We start from the raw sequence: 19,038 nt of genomic DNA, 5'->3' as shown, positions 1-19,038 counted from the left end.
TCCTGGTGGCAATTGGCCTCGCGGAACTGTCCGGACAAGCCGTCATTCGTCTGGAAAACCTGACGAAGGTACCGGGCTCCGATCGCGGCTTTCCCGCTGACGACTACTACACCTTCCAGCGTACGCTCAACCCCGTTAACAGCGTCGGTCAGCGCACCCTGCACACCGAACGTAGCGGGATACGCATCCATAATGATGGCACTACTCCCCTACGCATCACGCGGCTGAGCACTACGGATACCAGCAACTTCACCATCAGTGGAGTGACGATACCCACCGGTGGCCTATCCATCGCAGCGGGGAGCTCGATCGACGCGCAGATCAACTTCGTGACCGATCAGGGGGAGCCCAAACGCCTGGTCACGGAAAACCTTCTGCTAGAAAGCAACGCCAGCAACCCCACCGATGCGGAGGCCACCCTCCGGGGAGCGTACCTGACGCTCACCGAGGGTAACAACGAGGTATCCGCCCAGCAGGTCTTTCAGGCCTTCGGCTTCACCACGACGTTCGGGCGGGACAGTAGCGGTGAATTGGTCGTGCGACCCAGCTCCGACTATCCCACCGCGCAGCAGGTCGATGCCGGCCGGGAGGGGGATATGATCCTGTCGTCCTATTTCGTACAGGCCGATCCCGCCCTCCCCATTCGTATGATCCAGCTCTCCGCCCTGCACGCCCCGGGTGGAGCGCCGACCGAGTTGCGGGATACCCTTAGCCGGGCGGTACTCGGTAGCATGCTCTATAATCATGGCCCCCTGTACCACCAGACGTTGCTGCCCCGGGCCAGCAATACGTCGGAAGACGTGGCGGGTGCCTTCACCGACCGCATCGACCAGCCTTTCCAGATACTCATCGCCGGCTACCGCACATCGGGTGGGGGGCTCAACAACCTGCGTAAAGATGAGCTCTTGGGCGTGCGCGTCTACCTGGCTAGAGACCGCAACGGCCGGGTGATCCCCAACGAATACATCGTGAACCAGGACTACATAGGGAATAATGGGTGCGGGACCGCAGGTTCGGCGAACTGTGACTGGAACGACAACACCTCCTACATCATCAATGCCCGGCCGCTTGCCGTACCCACATCGGGGCGCATCGCAAACGTGACGGCCACCGTGGGGGAAGTACTCACCTACAGCGTGAACGGAGCATTCGACAAGGGCTACCCCGGCAACAGACTCAGCTATACCGCCACCCTGGCCAGTGGTCAGGCGCTGCCCGGCTGGATCACCGTAGACTCCCTCTCGGGTACCCTACGCATCGACGCACCCGCCGCAGCCCTCGGTGACGTATACCCGATACGGGTGACGGCTACCGACTACAACCTACTCACGAGCAGTTCATCCTTTACCCTATTAATCGACGGAGCGGCGGACTGCACGGTGACGGCCGGTGGAGCAAACAACACGCAGGTACTGGACTGCACCACGGGCAGCGTACAGCTACTGGGTACATCCTCTACGGACACCTATGCGTGGAGCGGACCGAACGGCTTCACCTCCGCGGAGGCCCGGCCAACGGTCACGGTAGCCGGCACCTACGTCCTGCGGGGCGGGGCGGGCTGTGACCGCAGTAGTACGGTAGACGTACTGGCCGCATCCAATTGCGACGGGACACCCCCTGCAGAAAACCAGCCACCGGTCGCCATAGCCCGGGCCAACCCCTCCGACGGTGAGGCACCCTTACGCGTACGATTGCGGGGCGGCAACTCGGTAGATCTGGACGGACAGATCGTCTCGTATGACTGGCGCTGGACGCAGGGGGCTGCTTCAGGTAAGAACGTGGAGGTCGTCTTCGCACGGGGTACCTACTGCATCACACTCACCGTCACGGACGACCGGGGAGCAACGGGCGCCGATACGATCTGCATCGATGCAGGCGAGGCGGTCGTGCGGCAAGACAGCGTTTTTTTAGAAGCAGAGTGTGCGGAAGTAGGGGTGCAGTGGGCGGTAGACTCTACCGCCAGCGGGGTGACCTACGCCGCCCCCCTGGAGAACCGGGAATCGGACAGTCCGCCCGATGATGCGCCGGCCAATCGGCTGCGCTTCGAGGCGCGGAATATGGCGGAGGGCTTCTACCGGATTGCCGCGCGGGTAGCAGCCGCCGGGAGTAGCAGCGACTCCTACTGGGTACGCGTCAACGACGGAAGTTGGTACAACTGGAGCAGCGGAATCGCCGCTGGAGGGGAATTTCAGTGGAATTTACGGCCAGGGGAAGAATATTTTTTCGAGGGCACCAATACCATCGATGTTGCGCTGCGGGAAGCGGGTGCACAACTGGACAAAATCTATCTCAGCCGCAGCGCACGTCTGCCCACCACGGCGGGCACATTGGGCATAAATTGCTCAGACACGACTAGTGTGGATACTACTACCACGGTGGACACGACGCTGACTTCACTGTTTAACCCCCCTTTGAGCCTGGAATTACAGGTATATCCTAATCCAGCCACCACAAATTTATCGCTACGGTACGTCAGTACCTGGAGCGGTCCCGTCACACTATTTGTGATTGATGTGCACGGTCGGCGGATTCGGGAGCAGGAGTTTCGCAAGTCGGCTACGGAGTTTAGTACGGTAGTTCAAGTGGCTGATCTGCCGCAGGGGGCGTACCGCTTACTACTGATAGAAGGACAGCGGCGGGGCGTTATTCCGTTTTTGCGCTTGTAATAATTTGGCAAAAGTGTATGTTTGCACCGCATTATGTCCCCCATGGGGGGCGACTACCATAATAAACACATCAGGTTCGACATAAGCATTGGATGTTTTTCTGCACCACTTTTTGGGTGACAAAGAAGCGTCCTTCTTTCATTGGAAGTACCAAAGAATGTATATGCTGTCTGTTTTTACGTTGTCTTCGTCTCTCTCTCTCCGTGTTTCTATTTCCCGCGTTTTATCCCTTTCCACCGCCCGACGCTGGGCTGATGGGGTCACGCTAGCACCCGAAGTAGAACGACGACGGCACACCCCCCACCTCCACTATCGCACCCCCTCGCCGTTTGCCGCCACCTTCGCGCGGTCGATGCTGGTGTAGCCGTGCGGCTGTCTCCGTAAAATCTTATCACCTGTTCGGATGAATTTTATTCTCTCTCTCAGTTAAGTAATCTGTTAACAACTGGCCGTTCCGCTGCCTGAACTTATCCCCTAGTAGGATGTCTGTTTGACCAAATACTAGGTTAAGTTGTCAATATTTACGATCTTTGGCCGTTGTGTCAACCATGCGTAGGATCCTTGCACCGATTCTGCCCGTGAATGTTCGTTTTTGTTTAGGCTTTTTGGAATAACCAACAAAGGAATTTAGAGTATGGTATTAGGAATTACGACTAGCGCCCCCCGGGTGCTATGGGTCCGCACTGTTTGCTATGCCCTGTTGCTAGCGACATCGCTCACCTCCACCAGCCTGGTTGCCGCCGCTGCGCAACCCATCGCTCCCCTCCAAACGTACGTAAACGAAACCCGCACCTTTGTAATCAATGGTGCCTTCGGAGGTAGCACATCCTTAGCCTACGAAGCGTCGCTCTACGATGGAAGAGCGCTTCCTTCCTGGATGAAGTTCGACGGCAGCACGGGAACATTTACCTTCCGTCCCCCCTCTACCGAGGTCGGCAGGGTCTACCGGATCAAGTTGCTCGCTACGGACGATACAGATACGTCCTTCTATCTACTGGTCGACGACGAGAGCGACGACTGTACCGTGGAGGCCAACTTCGACCACCGGGGTATGCTCCTGGGGTGTTCTAGTGGTACCGTGGAATTGTTCGGCAAGACCTCGACGGGTTCCTACCGCTGGACAGGCCCCAATGGCTTCCAGTCTACCAGCGAATCTCCCCGTGTGAGCCGCCCCGGCCTGTACGTCCTCGATCCGAATGGCGGCTCGTCCTGCTCCCGCCGCAGCATCGTGGAGGTGATGCTGAAGGACTACGGCTGCTCCGAAAAATCAGCTAAGAACAACATTCCCGTAGGCAATATCCGGGTAGACCGGAACAGCGGTACGGCTCCCCTGCGCGTGAAGTTCGACGGCACGGGTTCCAGTGATTCCGACGGCAAGGTGATCACCTACAGCTGGTACTGGGATGGCGGTGACGCCTCTGGCACCAAACCTTACATCACCTTTCCGGAGGGTACCCACGAAGTATTCCTGGTAGTCACTGACGATACCGGAGCACGGTCCACCGACCGGATCACGATCAAGGCCGAAAAGCCGGTAGCTACCGCCGATGCGGTGTCTTACTGGTACGAGGCGGAATGCGCCCAGGTGGGTAGCAAGTGGACGATCGGCAGCAGCAGCTCGGCCTCCCGCGGCGCCTACGCTGTTTCCGGCTCGACCTCCACCAGCTCGGCCCCTTCCGATAACGCTGACAACCAGCTACGCTTTGACGTACAGGTAGCGAAGAGTGGCAACTACCACCTGTTTGCCCTCGTCGACGCTTCCAATACGACCAGCGATTCGTACTGGGTACGGGTCAACGGTAGCCCCTGGATCAAGTGGTACACCGGCTTTGAGCTCGGTAGCGGATTTCAGTGGAACAAAACTTCGGGCACCCTTGCTCTGCGGGCGGGAGCCAATCGCATCGATTTCGCATACCGCGAGAGCAACACCAAGCTGGACAAGATCGTAGTGACCACCGACGCTTCGGAGCCAAACGGACAGGGCGGCGAGGCCGACAACTGCTCGGCAGACCCCAACCGCGATGAGCCCGTTGCAGCTAGCGACAACTTCTGGCTAGAAGCCGAATGTGCCTTCGTAGGCCGGCGCTGGACGACCCAGACCTCTTCCTCCGCATCCACCGGTAAGTACGTAGTAGTCCGTAGTGGTAATTCCACGAACTCCGCACCCTCCGACATTTCCGACAACCGGGTACGGTTCACGATCGCTTCGGCCAAGAGCGGCAGCTACAAACTGTTTGCCCGCATCGACGCAGCCAGCAATACCGACGATTCCTTCTGGGTCCGCATCAACGGCGGCAGCTGGTACAAGTGGGCTAGTGGCATCACCCAGGGCCGCGGATTTCAGTGGAACAAACTACCCCGTACGGTAGACTTCCGCGAGGGATCGAACACCGTTGATTTCGCCTTCCGCGAAGACGGTGCCCGGCTCGACAAGCTGTTTCTGACCAAGGGAAGCAGTACGCCCAGCGGGACGGGTAGCGGTGCCTCGAACTGTGGATCGGATGCACCTACCGACGACAGCAGCGTCACCAATGTCTGGATGGAAGCGGAGTGTGGCCGCGTCGGGAACGACTGGACCAAGTACACCGGCTCCACCACGGGCTACTACTTCGACGGAGCAAACAGCCCCGATGGTCCCAGTATGGACTCCGACGAGCGGATCGACGTCAACGTCAATGTAGCCAAGTCAGGTACCTACCACCTGTTCCTCCGTATGGAGGCGAGCAGTCTGTCCAGCAACTCGTTCTGGGTGCGGGTCGATGACGGCAGCTGGATGAAGTTCTGGAAGAAAGTGGGTGGTGGCGATCTGCTCACCCAGGGTACGCAGTGGCGCAAGGTAGGCGATGACGGCAAGGATGCCTCCTTCAAGCTCAGCGCGGGCACCCACCGGATCACCATTACCCAGCGCGAAGCCGGTACCCGCCTGGATCGCCTGCTTCTGTCTACTTCCGCCAATACGCCTACCGGCAGCGGCGGAGCGGCCAGCAACTGCGGCTCGTCTACCTCCGTAGAGATGATGGGCCTGGCCACCACGCCGGTAGCCGACGAGCCTACACTGCCGGAAGCCACGACGCTGAGCCTGTACCCCAATCCAGCCTCCTCCGATCTTACGGTAGAGTTGACCAGTGGCTATGAGGGCCGGGTGAACGTACTGCTGACCGACGTGACCGGACGGCGCGTACAGGAGCTGTACTTCGACAAGGCCGGTGACCAGCTACGTACTCAGCTCGACGTGAGCCAGCTACCCGATGGTATGTACCACCTGCGGGTACTCGAAGGCGATCAACAAACGATGCGGCCGTTCGTGAAGCAGTAAGCCGCGCACCCATCACCACCTCCCGAGCGGGGCCATGCAGCAATGTATGGCCCCGCTCTTTGTTTAGTCCGGCTGCGTTAAAGTGTTATTATTATTAGCGACTCACTAAGAATTGTCAAAGTCCCGTTACTCTAGCAGCCAGACACCTTATGTGTCGGCTTGTTTTGTGTTCGTCTTACCGTTCTCTCTCATAAAGTAACCTTACACCCACATGGCATTTATATGCTCAACCGGCCACGCCCGGCCCTACCCGGCGTGCCCGCTAATCTACCTTATCGTATGCCTTTTCTTATTCACCGGCAGCTCCACGCTACTCGCTACCGGTGATGACCCGACGGCCGCAGCAGTAGCCCCCACAGCCAGACGAATCGCCCCGCAAACGGTGACCGCCGACCAGGCCCACCAACTCGTACTTAATGGGGCCTTTACGACCACTAGCCTACTGAGCTACTCGGCCCGCCGCAGCGATGGCAGCCCGCTACCCAGCTGGATGAAGATCGACCCCCTCACCGGTACCCTCGCCGTGACCCCACCGACCACCGCGGTAGGCCAGCTATACCACCTGACCGTAACGGCCACTACTACGCAGGAAGTAAGTAGTCAATCTTCGTTCTATCTACTGGTAGACCATAACCGCTACGTCTGTAACCTGGATGCCAATACCGACCGCCTGGGCCGCATCCTGGATTGCACTACGGGCACCGCCACGCTACGGGGCCATACCTCCACGGGATCCTACCGCTGGACGGGACCCAATGGCTTCACCTCCACCGAAGCCGAACCGGTCGTCAATACGCCCGGCCTGTACCAGCTCACCACCGTCACCCTGGATGGCAGCAGCTGCCCCCGTCGGTCCATTGTAGAGGTACGCGCCCATCACAACAACTGCGTAGAGGAGAACAACCACATCCCAAAGGCACTCATTACCCTTACCCAGGCCGTAGCCACGACCAATGAGCAGATCGAACTACTGGCCGATGGCTCCACCGACAGTGACGGCGAGGTGGTATCCTACCGCTGGAGCTGGGCGGGGGGTAGCGCTACCGGCCCCAATCCACAACTACAACTCCCGGCGGGGCAGCACGAAGTCATCCTCACCGTCATGGACAACGAGGGTGCCAAGTCTACCGATCGCGTAATGCTGCAGGTCGAAGAGTTACAGCTGGTAGAAAACTTCTGGCTTGAAGCCGAATGTGCCGCCGTAGGAACGAACTGGACCGTTGTAGAGAGTACGTCCGCCGCAGCAGGCCGTTACGTGATGTCTTCATTGAGCAGTATGGACGCCGCACCTGCGGACGCGCCCGCCAATTACGTGCGCTTTAGCGCCTTCACCGAGCGTGCCGCGAGCTACCAACTGATGGCGCGCGTTGCCGCATTCACCAACCAACACGACTCGTACTGGCTACGGGTGAATGGTGGCGCGTGGGTGAAATGGAACAATGGCTTTAAGCTCAATGCGGGCTTCCAGTGGGTCGCTCACCCCACCCGGGTGGAGCTGCAACAGGGAAACAACACGGTAGACATCGCCTACCGGGAGCCGGACACCCGGCTGGATAAATTGCTCCTCAGCGTACACAACGACCTACCCACCGGTATGGGCGAGACCGCCGAAGGCTGCCAGCTCAACGAAGCCCCCGTGGCCGTAGCCGCCGCCAGCAGCTACCAGGGCATAGCACCACTGACCGTCACCCTAGATGCCAGCGGATCGACGGATGCAGACGATAACATCTACTCCTACCGCTGGGCATGGAACGGTGGCTCGGCCGAGGGCATCGTGGCCCAGCGCAGTCTCCCCGCAGGTACCTACGCCGTCACGCTTACCGTCAGCGACGACAAGGGCGCCTCGGATACGGACGTCATCTCGATCCAGGTGGACGCACCACCCCCGACCGCGGAGAACGGTCCCGAATACTGGCTCGAAGCGGAATGTGCCGCCGTGGGCAGCAACTGGACTACCATGAGCTCCTCCCAGGCTGCCAACGGCAAGTACGTGGTCGTAGAACGGGGTAACTCCTACAGCGCACCGCCGGCCGACCTCGACGCTAACCGGGTACGCTTCGTAGTCTCCTCCCCCACGGCAAACCAATACCGGGTATTCGCCCGGATCGATGCACCGTCTAACCTCGACGACTCCTACTACGTGCGTCTCAACGGCGGCGACTGGTTCAAGTGGAGCAGCGGCATCGAACAGGGCAGCGGCTTCCGGTGGAACGCTATGCCCGGCGAACTGCACCTGCAGGCGGGTAGCAATACCGTAGATTTCGCCTACCGGGAAGACGGAGCACGACTGGATAAGCTATTCCTCACGCCGGTCAAGAACGGCAGCGTGCCCCGTGATATGGGTGAGTTCGCCACCAACTGCGGCACACCGGCCGATGTATGGATGGAAGCCGAATGTGCTACCGCCAGCGGCGACTGGGAGATGCAGACCAGCAGCACCGCCTCCGGAAGCACTGCTATCGCCTACGGCGGCGAGCGCAACATGACGGTCCCCGCTAGTGGAGCTACTGACCAGCAGTTGAGCTTCCCGGTAGTGCTGGAGCAAAACGCGGTGTACCACCTGTTCCTCCGTCTGAACGCCTTCGACCGGGGCCACAACTCCCTCTGGGTGAAGGTGGACGACGGAAGCTGGATGAAGTTCTGGCAGGAAGTCGGTGGCCGCGAACTGCTCACCACCGGCTACGAATGGCGCAAGGTCAACCACGACGGACAGGACCGCTCCTTCGAGCTCAGCGCCGGTAGCCACACCATCACCATCGCCAACCGCGAGTCCGGCACCCCGATCGATAAACTGTACCTCTCCCCCTCCAGTGAGCAGCCCAGCGGATTCGGCAGGGTGGCCACGAACTGCGGCGGCGGCACGACGACTTCCCGTGAGATGGGTATGTTAGGCTTTACCACTACTACAGCGGAGACCGCGGACGAGCCGGTCGACGGCACGATCAGCCTCTACCCGAACCCCGCGACCAGCGGTGTCACCGTGGCCCTGAACAGCACGTACCAGGGACGAGTGCAGCTTATCCTGACCGACGCGACCGGTCGGCGCATCCGCACCCTGAGTTACCGGAAGAAGGGCGCGCAGCTGCAGCAGCGCATCGGCGTAGCGAGCCTGCCGGCCGGTCTGTATCAGCTGACTATTCTACAGGGCGATCAACGGGATACGCAGACTTTCGTCAAGCAGTAGTCCACCGCCTAAGTTCGTAGTTTTACCCTTCCGTTGGGGCCGCACTGAACCCGTGCCGGCCCCAACGGTCATTTTACTCCTATGCCGCACGACCGTATCCGGGCCGCTATTGCCGTCAAACACGCCATCCTGGCCGACACCGCGCTGCTCAGCCGGCTGGAACAGGCTACGGCGGCCTGCGTGACCACGTTCCGGGCCGGCGGCAAGGCCCTCTTCTGCGGTAACGGTGGATCGGCCGCCGATGCCCAGCACCTGGCCGCCGAGCTCAGCGGCCGCTTCTACCTGGACCGCCCACCGCTCTTCGCCGAAGCAATGCACGTCAATACCAGCTTCCTCACGGCCGTGGCCAACGACTACGGCTACGACCACGCCTTTAGCCGGCTCACGACCGGCATGGCGCGCCCGGGTGACGTGCTTTTCTTACTCAGCACCAGTGGCAACAGCCGCAATATCCTGGCGGCTGCCGTGGCCGGCAAGAAGGCCGGCTGTACCCTCGTAGCCATGACCGGAGCCAGTGGCGGGGAGCTCGGCCACCTGGTCGATATCCTCATCAACATTCCCAGCAGCGACACGCCGCGCATCCAGGAGGGGCACATGCTCCTCGGTCACATCCTCTGCGAGGACGTGGAGCAGCGGCTGTTCGGCACCCCCTGATCATGCGCATCCCCCCTACCCTTTCCCTGATTCTTGCCAGCAAGTCGCCCCGCCGGAGCCAGCTCCTGGAGCAGGCCGGTATCCCCTTCACCATCCGTACCGCCGAGACCGAGGAGGTGTACCCCCCGGATACCCCGGTAGCCGAGGTAGCCCCCTACCTGGCCCGCCTTAAGGCCCGCGGTGCGGCCCACTTGCTACAGTCTGACCACGAGGTGCTCCTCACCGCCGACAGCGTGGTCATTGTAGACGACGAGATTTTCGGCAAGCCCCGCGACCGGGCCCACGCCATCGCTACCATCGGTCGATTATCCGGGCGTACGCATACCGTCATCACCGGCTGCTGCCTGAAGTCATTCACCCACGAAGAGGTTTTTTGCGGCGTAGCGCAGGTACAAATGAATAGGATCGAACCGGCGGAGATCGAATGGTACGTGGACACCTACCGACCCTACGACAAAGCGGGGGCCTACGCCATCCAGGAATGGATCGGCCTGGCCAAGATCGCGCGGATCGAGGGTACCTATCCCACCGTGATGGGCCTGCCGGTCGATCTGGTGTACGAGCGGCTAGTGACCGTTGCCGGGCAGTCAGTTGTCGGTAAATCGTAGTATCTTCGCGCCCCCAAGCCCTATGGGCGGGTAAAAATTAGACGTTCGACGTATGGCACTGATCGGTAAGATTCGCAACAACCCCCTGCTGGTACTCCTCTTCATCGGAGGTGGTATCCTGCTGTTTGTCCTTTCGGACATCATGAACAGCGGCAACAGCGGCCCCGTGGGGCCGGCCGAAGCCATGCTGGCCCGCGTCGGGGAGGTTGAGATCGAGCGCAATGAATTCGAGCGCACCCTGCAGGTAGCCGGTACCAGCAACGATGCCTACCAGAGCCGCGACAATCTCTGGAACTTCTACCTCAGCGAGGGACTCATTCGTAACGAGACCGACCGGCTGGGCCTGGCCGTTCCCCGCAGCGAGCTGGACGGACTGACCTACGGCCCCCGCTACAGCCCCATCATCCGCCAGACCTACGGCAACCGGCAGACCGGTCAGGTAGATCCAACCTTTCTCAATCAAGTGCGCGAGCAGATCGACGCCGGCGATATCTCCGAGCTAGAGCAGCGCTATCCCAACTTCGCCAACATCTGGACCTACCAGAACCGTCAGGTGCGTACGCAGCGACTCCAGGAAAAACTCAGCGCGCTGGTCTCTAAAGCCATGTACGCCCCCAGCTGGATGGCGCAGGAATACGCTGACGCCCAGACCGCCACCCGCCGCGCAGCCGTGGTCCGCATCCCCTTCGATGAGCTGGATAATGACGAAGTAGAGGTCACCGATGCAGATCTGCAGGAATACGTAGACGAGTACCGCAGCCGCTACGATAACCTGGAAGAAACCCGCCAACTGGCCTACGTAAGCTTTGCTGTGGAGGCCACCCCGGAAGACAGTGCGGCCGTACGCTCGGTCATGCAGGACATTGCACAGCGCTGGCAGCAGATCCCCGCCCGGGAAGACAGTCTGTTCGCAATAACCAACGACGGCTCCTACAGCGGCACCTACGTGACCGAGGAGCAGATCGCTCCCTCGATCGCCAGTACGATCATGAACGACGTAGCGGTAGGTGAGATCTACGGCCCCTTCGTGGAAGGTCAGCTGATGGCACTGGCCAAACTGATCGACCGGCGGGAGCTGTCCGACAGCGTCACCATTCGCCGCATCGTCCGCAATGCCACCATCCCGACCCAGTTCACCGAGGCCGAGCGGCTCATCGACAGTCTGCAGACCGTCCTCGAAGCCGAGCCCGGCAAGTTCAGCGAGCTAGCCGGCGAGTTCAACCGTGACTCCCGCAGTATCGCCACCAACGGACTACTCGAAAACATCGAGCCCGGCCAGCTGGACCCCGCCGTGGATCGCCTGGCCTTCGTCACCGGGCAGACCGGTCGGTTGTACAAACTCCGCACCCCGGCGGGTGTACAGCTCATCGAGGTCGTACGCCGTAGCAACAGCACGACCCCCCGGGTGAGCATAGCCTACGTCACCGAACAGATGATCCCCAGTAACGACACCGAGGATGCCGCCCGCGTCCGCGCCGAAGAGTTCCTGACCGGCAAGAATAACCTGGCCGAACTAAAGGCCGCCGCCGAGACCGAGGGGTACGACGTGGAAATCACCGCTCCCCTCAATATCGGTACCTACTACATCGAGAACCTCGGAAATGGACAGGACGTCCGCGACATGGTCTGCTGGGCCTTCGGGGCCGATCAGGGAGACGTCAGTGGCTTCGTCTACACCTTCACCGATCCTAATTTCTTCTACGAGGACAAGTACGTCGTAGTCGGTGTAGAGAACATACTACCCGTAGGCCAGGCCCCCGTAGCCGCCCTACGCAGCAGTATCGAAGGCCCCGTACGCGACCGGCTGAAGGGTCGTAAACTGGCCGAAGCCCTGGAGGGTATGGACCTGGCGCAGGCTGCTAGCCAGTACGACGCGCGGATCGACACCTTATCCGCCGTTACATTCACCCAGAACAGCCTGCCCCAGGGTATCGGCGCCGAGCCGAAGGTGATCGCAGCTGCGGCAAGCGGGACCACGAATCAGGTGAGCGGACCCATCGTAGGTAATAACGGGGTCTACCTCGTCAAGCCCCTCTCGGATGCACCGGGTGGCGCCAGTGGCAACCTGCCCAGTGCCCGCGTGGCCATGAACCTCAACAGCCGCACCCGGGTACAGCAACAGCTCCTCAACGGCCTGCGTGCCGAGGTGGAAGTAGAGGACCAGCGCGCGGCAACCGAATGTAGCAACCGGCGTTAAGATCAATGGACGGGGCGACCCGGCAAAACGAAGTAAGATGTCAGAAATAAAGCACGCGGGAAACAAGGGATACGTACTCATGGGGGGCTTCATCGCCTTTCTACTCTTCGTCTTCCTGTGCATCTACATTTACAAGGCCAACCAGGCCTTCGTGCCCGAAGACCCCGAACTGTACGGCGCACTTCTTTCGACCTGCGCCAGCTGGCTATAGTGCGGTGGTTTGGCGGGAGTGGTCCTGTATTACTGACGCTGTTGCTGGCCCTCACGGCCTGCATCAACGACCCGGCTGATGTGGCCCGCCTGGAAGAGCAACTCGACGATCAGGTAGAGGTGGCCCGCGATGTGCAGATCCTGTACAGCGATTCGGCGCGTATCCGCCTTATCCTGGAGGCCCCGACGATGTACAACTACCTTTCGCCGGCCGACCCCCGGCAGGAGTTTCCCGATGGCATCATTGCCTACTTTCTCGACGAGCAGCAAGATACCAGCAGTACACTGGTAGCTCACCAGGGCATCTACCGCAGGCGGAACAACCTGATCACGGTCCGTGACAGCGTGGTCTGGGAGTCAGCCGACCTGCAACGCCTGGAAACCGAGGAGCTGAACTGGGACGAACAGCGGGAGCTTATCTACACCAATAAGTTCGTCGTGCTTACGCAGCCGGACTACATCATCACGGGCTACGGTCTGGAGAGTGATGCCGGCTTCAGCAATGCGCGGGTCCTGCAGGTGGACGGCCGCATCCCCGTGAGCCGCCCGGCGGAATAAAGTAGCTGGTTTCGTAGTTTTGGCTAGGGAACATATACTACTCCGCTACATGCTACTGAACGCCGTAATTATCGAGGACGAACGCAAGGGGCTCGTCAACCTAAAGAATATGCTGCAGCTGCACTGCCCCGAAGTGGAAGTGATCGGCACCGCGGACGGAGTCCGCACCGGCGTAGAGCTATTCAGTCAGCCCAACCTACGGGTCGATGTAGCCTTCATGGACATCAACCTCAGCGACGGAAAGGTATTCCGGCTACTGGATCAGATCCGGCCCATCGAGTTCGACGTGATCTTCGTCACCGCCTACGACCAGTTTGCCATGAAGGCCTTCGACTACTCGGGGATAGCCTACATCCTCAAGCCCATCGACCCGGACCGCCTGATCGAGGCAGTAAGCCGTGTGAAACCCCGCCAGCGTGCGCAGACGGACGAGCGTATCGCCGCCATGCGCCAGTTTCAGGGCAACCCGAACTCGTTCACTAAGCTACCGATCGGTGCCGTCGACGGCTTCCACTTCGAGAACATCAGCGACATCGTGCGCTTCGAGGCCGAGGACAACTACACCCACATCCACCTGAAGGGTGGCCGGCGGATCACCACCTCGCGCACCATCAAATTTTACGAGGATATGCTGGCGGCCTACAACTTCTACCGGGTGCACAAGCGGCACGTGATCAATATGAATTACATGAAACGCTTCGTAAAGGGAGAAGGGGGCTACCTGATCATGGAGGATAACAAGCGCATCGACGTGAGCCGCCGGCGAAGGCCCGCATTTTTAATTCGTTTACGGGCGCTACAGGAGCTTTCTTAACCGTTAGCTACATATACTATATCTTTAGCAAGCAGGTGAACGCATTGCGCGGTTACCGTATTAGCACTTCGATACTACTGAACACCAAATAAATCTACTCACCTCCCATGGCCAAGACCGGGAAGAAAACTATTGAAGAGCTCAAGCAGGACCAGAACGTCCAGCCGCTAGATCGTGACACTATGGATCAGGTCACCGGCGGTAAGCGACGTGGCTACTGGTTCCGTCGCGTCTGCGGTGGCATCATGCCACAGTAAGCTCTCCCCCACGGTGCCCGCCCCCCCTACTCCGGCGGCCTTCACCCGTATCGAGGTCATCAATGATCTCCTGCATCGCTGTGTCTATACCGATCCCGTCCGGGCACGCACCCTGCTGGATGAATACCAGGAGCACCTCACCGTACTGGGCACCGAGCTGCAGTCGCTTCAGGATCGCACCGGCGAGGACTATGCCTTCAACTACGCCCGCTACCTGGCCAGTCTGGAAAGTCAGGAGTACCACCACCAGGCTGCCGCCGCCCCCTTTGCCGCCGCCATCGCCATTGCCGAGCGCCGCGACGATATCGGCGATAAACTAGAGATCTACCTGGATTACATCGGCCACCTGGCCAACCTGGGTAAGATCGAAGCGGCCAGTGACTACCTCGATACTTGCTACCGGCTCCTGGAGTCTTACCCCAGCGATCAGTACCGGGCCCGCGCGGCGAGTCGCCACGGCTACCTGTACCTGCTCTACTTCGGCTACCCCAAGGCCACCCGTAAATTTCTGGAAGCCGAGACCCTCCTCGAAGGGGGCACCTTTACCCTTACCCCTAAGGACCATTACTTCTATGCCCTCACCCAGGCTGGGCTGGGCGCCGTCTGTCAGAGCAGTGGCGAACGGCAGGGCGCGATCGTGGCATTCCAGCGCGCGATCGAGCGCTGCGAGCAGATCGGTCTGCGCGCGCGCCTACCCTGGCATCAGCTCAACCTGGGTAAGGAACTACTGGCCAGTGGCGAGTATCAGCACGCGCTAACCTACTTCCAGGCCGTGGTAGAAAGCGCCGCGCACGGCTCCACTCAGGCGCTTGCCGCGACCTACGCCAATATGGGCTACTGCTATCATCACCTGGACGAAGCGGCGCAGGCCACCCACTACCTGGCCGAGGCCGAGGCCCTCTACCGCAGTGAGCAGGTACCCGACCGGGTACAACTCGCCATCGTGGGCTCCATGCGCGCCACCCTACTGCTGGATAGCGGCCGCTGGGCGGAGGCCATCGAGCAGCTCCAGCTCATCCTCGCACAGGTACCGGTGGACGATCGCACCAGTGACCCCCAACTACTGAGCCTGACGGCCGATGCATACCTCTACCTCTCCGTAGCCTGCGAACACACGGATGACTTCCGTGCAGCCTACGCTCACCACCGCACGTACGACCACTACAACCAGCGCTACCATACCCAGATCGACCTAATGCGGCAGCAGCAATTTGCCGCCCAGTTCCGCGCCGAGGAGCGGGAACAGGAGAACCGTCAGCTAAAACTGCGCGCCAGCCAGCTGCAACTCCGGGCGCTGCGCGCACAGATGAATCCCCACTTCCTCTTCAATGCCCTCAATGGCATCCAGGCCAGTATCTCCGACAACGATGCGGCAACGGCCAGCAAGTACCTGGCCAAGTTTGCCATGCTCATGCGGCGCAGCCTGGAGTACAGCAATTACGAGGCCATCAGCCTGGAGGAAGAGCGGCAGTTCCTCACCGACTACCTGGAGATCAATCGCCACCTCCGCTTCGACGGGCAGCTCACTTACCGCATCGTCGTGCACCCCAATCTGGAAGAGGATATCATCGGAGTACCCACCATGATCCTACAGCCCTACGTCGAGAACGCCATCGAACATGGCCTACGCGGACAGGCGCGGGGCCACATCGAAGTCACCTTCAGCCCGGACGGCGAGGAGCACCTGCTGGCCACCGTGACCGACAACGGCATCGGCCGCAGCCGGGTCGCCGAGATCCAGGCCCTGGATGCCAGCCGGCGGCACCACCAGTCGCGCGGCACCGAGATTACCGAGAGCCGACTCCAGCTCCTCTCCGACGACCAAACGCAGTGGGTCACCACTACCGACCTCTACCACCCGAATCAGGAGGCGGCGGGCACGCGGGTGCAGGTGCGTATACCGATCAGTGACGTACCCCTGCGGCAGTACCAACGGCGGTGACGGCTTATCCCTACCTTGGATTACCTTTATCCTTCATTCACTCGCCACCAGTGTAGCCCTCCTTCAGGGGATACATAGCCGGTCGAGGAGCTACTATTCATGGCCGACCGATCCCTTCGCGACCGCGTACACGAAATTATCTTCGAGGCTGATACCCCGGAGGGAAAGATATTCGACATAAGTCTACTGGTACTGATCTGCTTTTCGATCCTGGTGGTGATGCTGGAGTCGTCCGAAGATTATAACGAGATATACGGCACGGCTTTCTTTTACATCGAGTGGATACTAACCATCATCTTTACCATCGAGTACGTGCTGCGGCTGTGGGTGACGATCCGACCGTGGAGCTATGCCCTCAGCTTTTACGGTATTGTAGATATTCTGGCGATCCTGCCGTCGTACTTGAGTCTGCTGGTACCCAATAGCCAGTACTTCCTCATCATCCGCATTCTGCGTCTGATGCGGGTGTTCAGGATATTCAAGCTGGGGCAGTACCTCAGCGAGGGGGATCAGCTGGGGCGTGCCATCATTGCCAGCCGCAATAAGATCGCCGTCTTCCTTTTTGCCGTTTCGATCCTGGTCATCATCATCGGATCGGTGATGTACCTGATCGAAGGCGGAACGAATGATGGCTTCAGCTCCATCCCCCGGGCCGTATACTGGGCTATCGTCACCATTACAACGGTAGGTTACGGTGATATCACGCCACAGACCCAGATTGGACAGTTTCTCTCCGCCATGGTGATGATCCTGGGTTACGCCATCATCGCCGTACCCACCGGCATCGTGACCAATGAGATGATAAACACCGACCCAAAAGGGTCACGGGTATCCACCCAGGTCTGCCGCTACTGCTCTAAGGAAGGACACGCCTCCGACGCGGAGTTCTGCAAGTACTGTGGAGGACGGCTAAACGAAGTATAGCCCCACGTCCGGCACCCACCAGAACCACCCGTTGCGGCATCTGTCGGGTAACCAATCCACACTCCATTGCTTACTCGCTCAACGCGCCGGGACACCCCCGCCGTGCATGCCGGCTCCATGGCCGATATCGCCTTTCTGCTCCTGATCTTCTTCCTGGTCACTACCACCATTGCCGAAGAGCAGGGCGTATTGGTGCGGCTACCTGCCTGGGAAATCGATGCTCCGATCACCCCCTCCTCCGAGGTGTTTACCGTTATGCTGAATGCCAACGATGAACTGTTGGTAGAAGAGGTCGCTGCCCGGTCTGTCGATCTGCCGCAGGCGGTGTACGACTTCGTTTTATCCCCGCAACGAACCCCCAAACAAGCCGTTATAAGTCTGGTCCACGACCGCAGCAGTAGCTATGCCCGCTACCTGGAGGTGTACGACGCTTTGCTGGCCGGCTACCATATGCTGTGGGACGAGTCAGCCAACCGGCAGTACGGCAAGCGGTACGCAATGCTGACGGAGCTGCAGCAAAAAAGCATCCGCGCGGAGCTACCCATGACGCTCAGTGAGGCGGAACCCATTGACGCGCTCAAGGCCGACTAGGTCGAGGCGTTGCACGCCGAGTGCGTGCGGATGGTGGCGTACACTCGGCGTGCAACGCCTCGACCTGTTGTAAAATGAAGGGTCGAGGGCCTCCGGTCCGAGTCTCCAGCGGGTGGAAGATGGGTATACTCGGACCAGAGGCCACTCGACCTTAGTATACACCAAGATCGGTAGGCACCGGGAAGGTCGAGGCGTTGTACGCCGAATGCATGCTGGGGGGTAGCGCACACTCGGCGTGCAACGCTTCGACCTGTTGTAAAATGAAGGGTCAAGGGCCTCCGGTCCGAGTCTCCAGCGGGTAAAAGATGGGTATACTCGGACCAGAGGCCACTCGACCTTAGTATACACCAAGATCGGTAGGCACCGGGAAGGTCGAGGCGTTGTACGCCGAGTGCATGCTGGGGAGTAGCGTACACTCGGCGTGCAACGCCTCGACCTGGTCAGTAGCAGCGAGTGACCACTTCCTGCGCCAGCATGCGGTAGCCGCGGACATCGAAGTGGATGCCGTCGCTGGAGTAGCTCAGTACCTCGTCACCGGGTTGCTGCTGCAAATCGACGAGGCAGTAGCCGCGCTGGGCGGCTAGGGTGCGTAGGGCGTCGCTGTAGGCCGCGGTGCACGCCTTCACCCCCTGGAACTCTTCACTGACTACCGCATCCGCACCGGCGGGGGGTGGGGTGAGTAGCACGATGCGCGGCATGTCCTGGCCCCGGTCACTAAAAAAGGCGCTGGTCCGCGATAGCAGCGTATCGAGCTGCACGATGATCTGCTCGTGGCGGTCACTGAATTTCTGCTTGCAGTCATTGGTACCCAGCGCGATGAGGATTTCGTCCACTCCACCCATTTCGGCGTAGCCCTGCCGCAGGTAGGGGGTGAGGTTTTCCAGGGTATTGCGCTGCATGTTGCCGTCGTCGGTGAAGCCCAGGGTATTGCCACTGAGCGAAGTATTGACCAGGGGCCCACCGCCGCGGATATCCTGTAGCTGCACCACCCAGCCCTCCCGGGCTGCCCCGTTACTGTCGCCGATGACCAGGATGTTGCGCTTCTGCAGTGGTGTGGTACAGGTCATCAGTAGAAAGCTGATCAGTACGAGAAAGCAGGATAATCGACTGGGCATGC

14 protein-coding genes are annotated in these 19,038 nt (G+C 60.1%); 13 read left to right on the top strand and 1 reads right to left on the bottom strand.

Features of this window, described 5'->3' with window-relative positions:
* Positions 1-5 precede the first annotated feature (5 nt).
* The 13 genes from MJQ68_RS02960 to MJQ68_RS02900 all read left to right on the top strand — a co-directional run bounded on the left by MJQ68_RS02960 (position 6) and on the right by MJQ68_RS02900 (position 17,921).
* The gene (locus tag MJQ68_RS02960; protein ID WP_238749487.1) at positions 6-2,666 is read left to right on the top strand and encodes a PKD domain-containing protein; all 2,661 of its coding nucleotides are present in this window, start codon (positions 6-8) and stop codon (positions 2,664-2,666) included.
* 700 nt (positions 2,667-3,366) lie between these two features.
* Positions 3,367-5,982 carry a T9SS type A sorting domain-containing protein gene (locus tag MJQ68_RS02955; protein ID WP_238749486.1) on the top strand — a complete coding sequence of 872 codons (2,616 nt, stop codon included), beginning with the start codon at positions 3,367-3,369 and terminating at the stop codon, positions 5,980-5,982.
* Positions 5,983-6,193: 211 nt separating this feature from the next.
* A complete protein-coding gene (locus MJQ68_RS02950) occupies positions 6,194-9,166 on the top strand; it encodes a PKD domain-containing protein (protein WP_238749485.1) in 2,973 nt (990 codons plus the stop codon).
* Between the two features lie 81 nt (positions 9,167-9,247).
* Positions 9,248-9,820 carry a D-sedoheptulose-7-phosphate isomerase gene (locus MJQ68_RS02945; RefSeq protein WP_238749484.1) on the top strand — a complete coding sequence of 191 codons (573 nt, stop codon included), beginning with the start codon at positions 9,248-9,250 and terminating at the stop codon, positions 9,818-9,820.
* 2 nt (positions 9,821-9,822) lie between these two features.
* On the top strand, positions 9,823-10,428 hold the full coding sequence (locus MJQ68_RS02940) for a Maf family protein (RefSeq protein WP_238749483.1): 606 nt from the start codon (positions 9,823-9,825) through the stop codon (positions 10,426-10,428).
* Positions 10,429-10,480: 52 nt separating this feature from the next.
* Entirely contained in the window at positions 10,481-12,625 is a 2,145-nt protein-coding gene (locus MJQ68_RS02935) for a SurA N-terminal domain-containing protein (protein WP_238749482.1), read from the top strand.
* A gap of 37 nt (positions 12,626-12,662) precedes the next feature.
* Positions 12,663-12,836 (top strand): hypothetical protein, encoded by a 174-nt coding sequence (locus MJQ68_RS02930; RefSeq protein WP_238749481.1) that lies wholly within the window; start codon positions 12,663-12,665, stop codon positions 12,834-12,836.
* Positions 12,837-12,877: 41 nt separating this feature from the next.
* A complete protein-coding gene (lptC, locus tag MJQ68_RS02925; protein ID WP_238749480.1) occupies positions 12,878-13,393 on the top strand; it encodes an LPS export ABC transporter periplasmic protein LptC in 516 nt (171 codons plus the stop codon).
* Between the two features lie 49 nt (positions 13,394-13,442).
* Complete coding sequence (locus MJQ68_RS02920) at positions 13,443-14,207, top strand: LytR/AlgR family response regulator transcription factor (RefSeq protein ID WP_238749479.1); 765 nt, start codon at positions 13,443-13,445, stop codon at positions 14,205-14,207.
* Positions 14,208-14,314: 107 nt separating this feature from the next.
* Entirely contained in the window at positions 14,315-14,464 is a 150-nt protein-coding gene (locus tag MJQ68_RS02915) for a hypothetical protein (RefSeq protein WP_238749478.1), read from the top strand.
* Positions 14,465-14,477: 13 nt separating this feature from the next.
* A complete protein-coding gene (locus MJQ68_RS02910; protein ID WP_238749477.1) occupies positions 14,478-16,406 on the top strand; it encodes a histidine kinase in 1,929 nt (642 codons plus the stop codon).
* Between the two features lie 99 nt (positions 16,407-16,505).
* Positions 16,506-17,330, top strand: coding sequence for an ion transporter (locus tag MJQ68_RS02905; RefSeq protein WP_238749476.1), 825 nt, complete (start codon positions 16,506-16,508; stop codon positions 17,328-17,330).
* 66 nt (positions 17,331-17,396) lie between these two features.
* Complete coding sequence (locus MJQ68_RS02900; RefSeq protein WP_238749475.1) at positions 17,397-17,921, top strand: ExbD/TolR family protein; 525 nt, start codon at positions 17,397-17,399, stop codon at positions 17,919-17,921.
* Between the two features lie 440 nt (positions 17,922-18,361).
* Here the strand turns inward: MJQ68_RS02900 and MJQ68_RS02895 are convergent, their stop codons facing one another.
* Positions 18,362-19,036: an SGNH/GDSL hydrolase family protein gene (locus MJQ68_RS02895; RefSeq protein ID WP_238749474.1), complete on the bottom strand. Its 675-nt coding sequence runs from the start codon at positions 19,034-19,036 to the stop codon at positions 18,362-18,364.
* Positions 19,037-19,038 lie beyond the last annotated feature (2 nt).

It is taken from the genome of Neolewinella maritima, from assembly GCF_923081025.1.
In the GTDB taxonomy this organism is placed as follows: Bacteria; Bacteroidota; Bacteroidia; order Chitinophagales; family Saprospiraceae; genus Neolewinella; species Neolewinella maritima.
The sequence above is the reverse complement of the archived record's forward strand: the minus strand, read 5'-3'. Positions and strand labels throughout refer to the sequence as shown.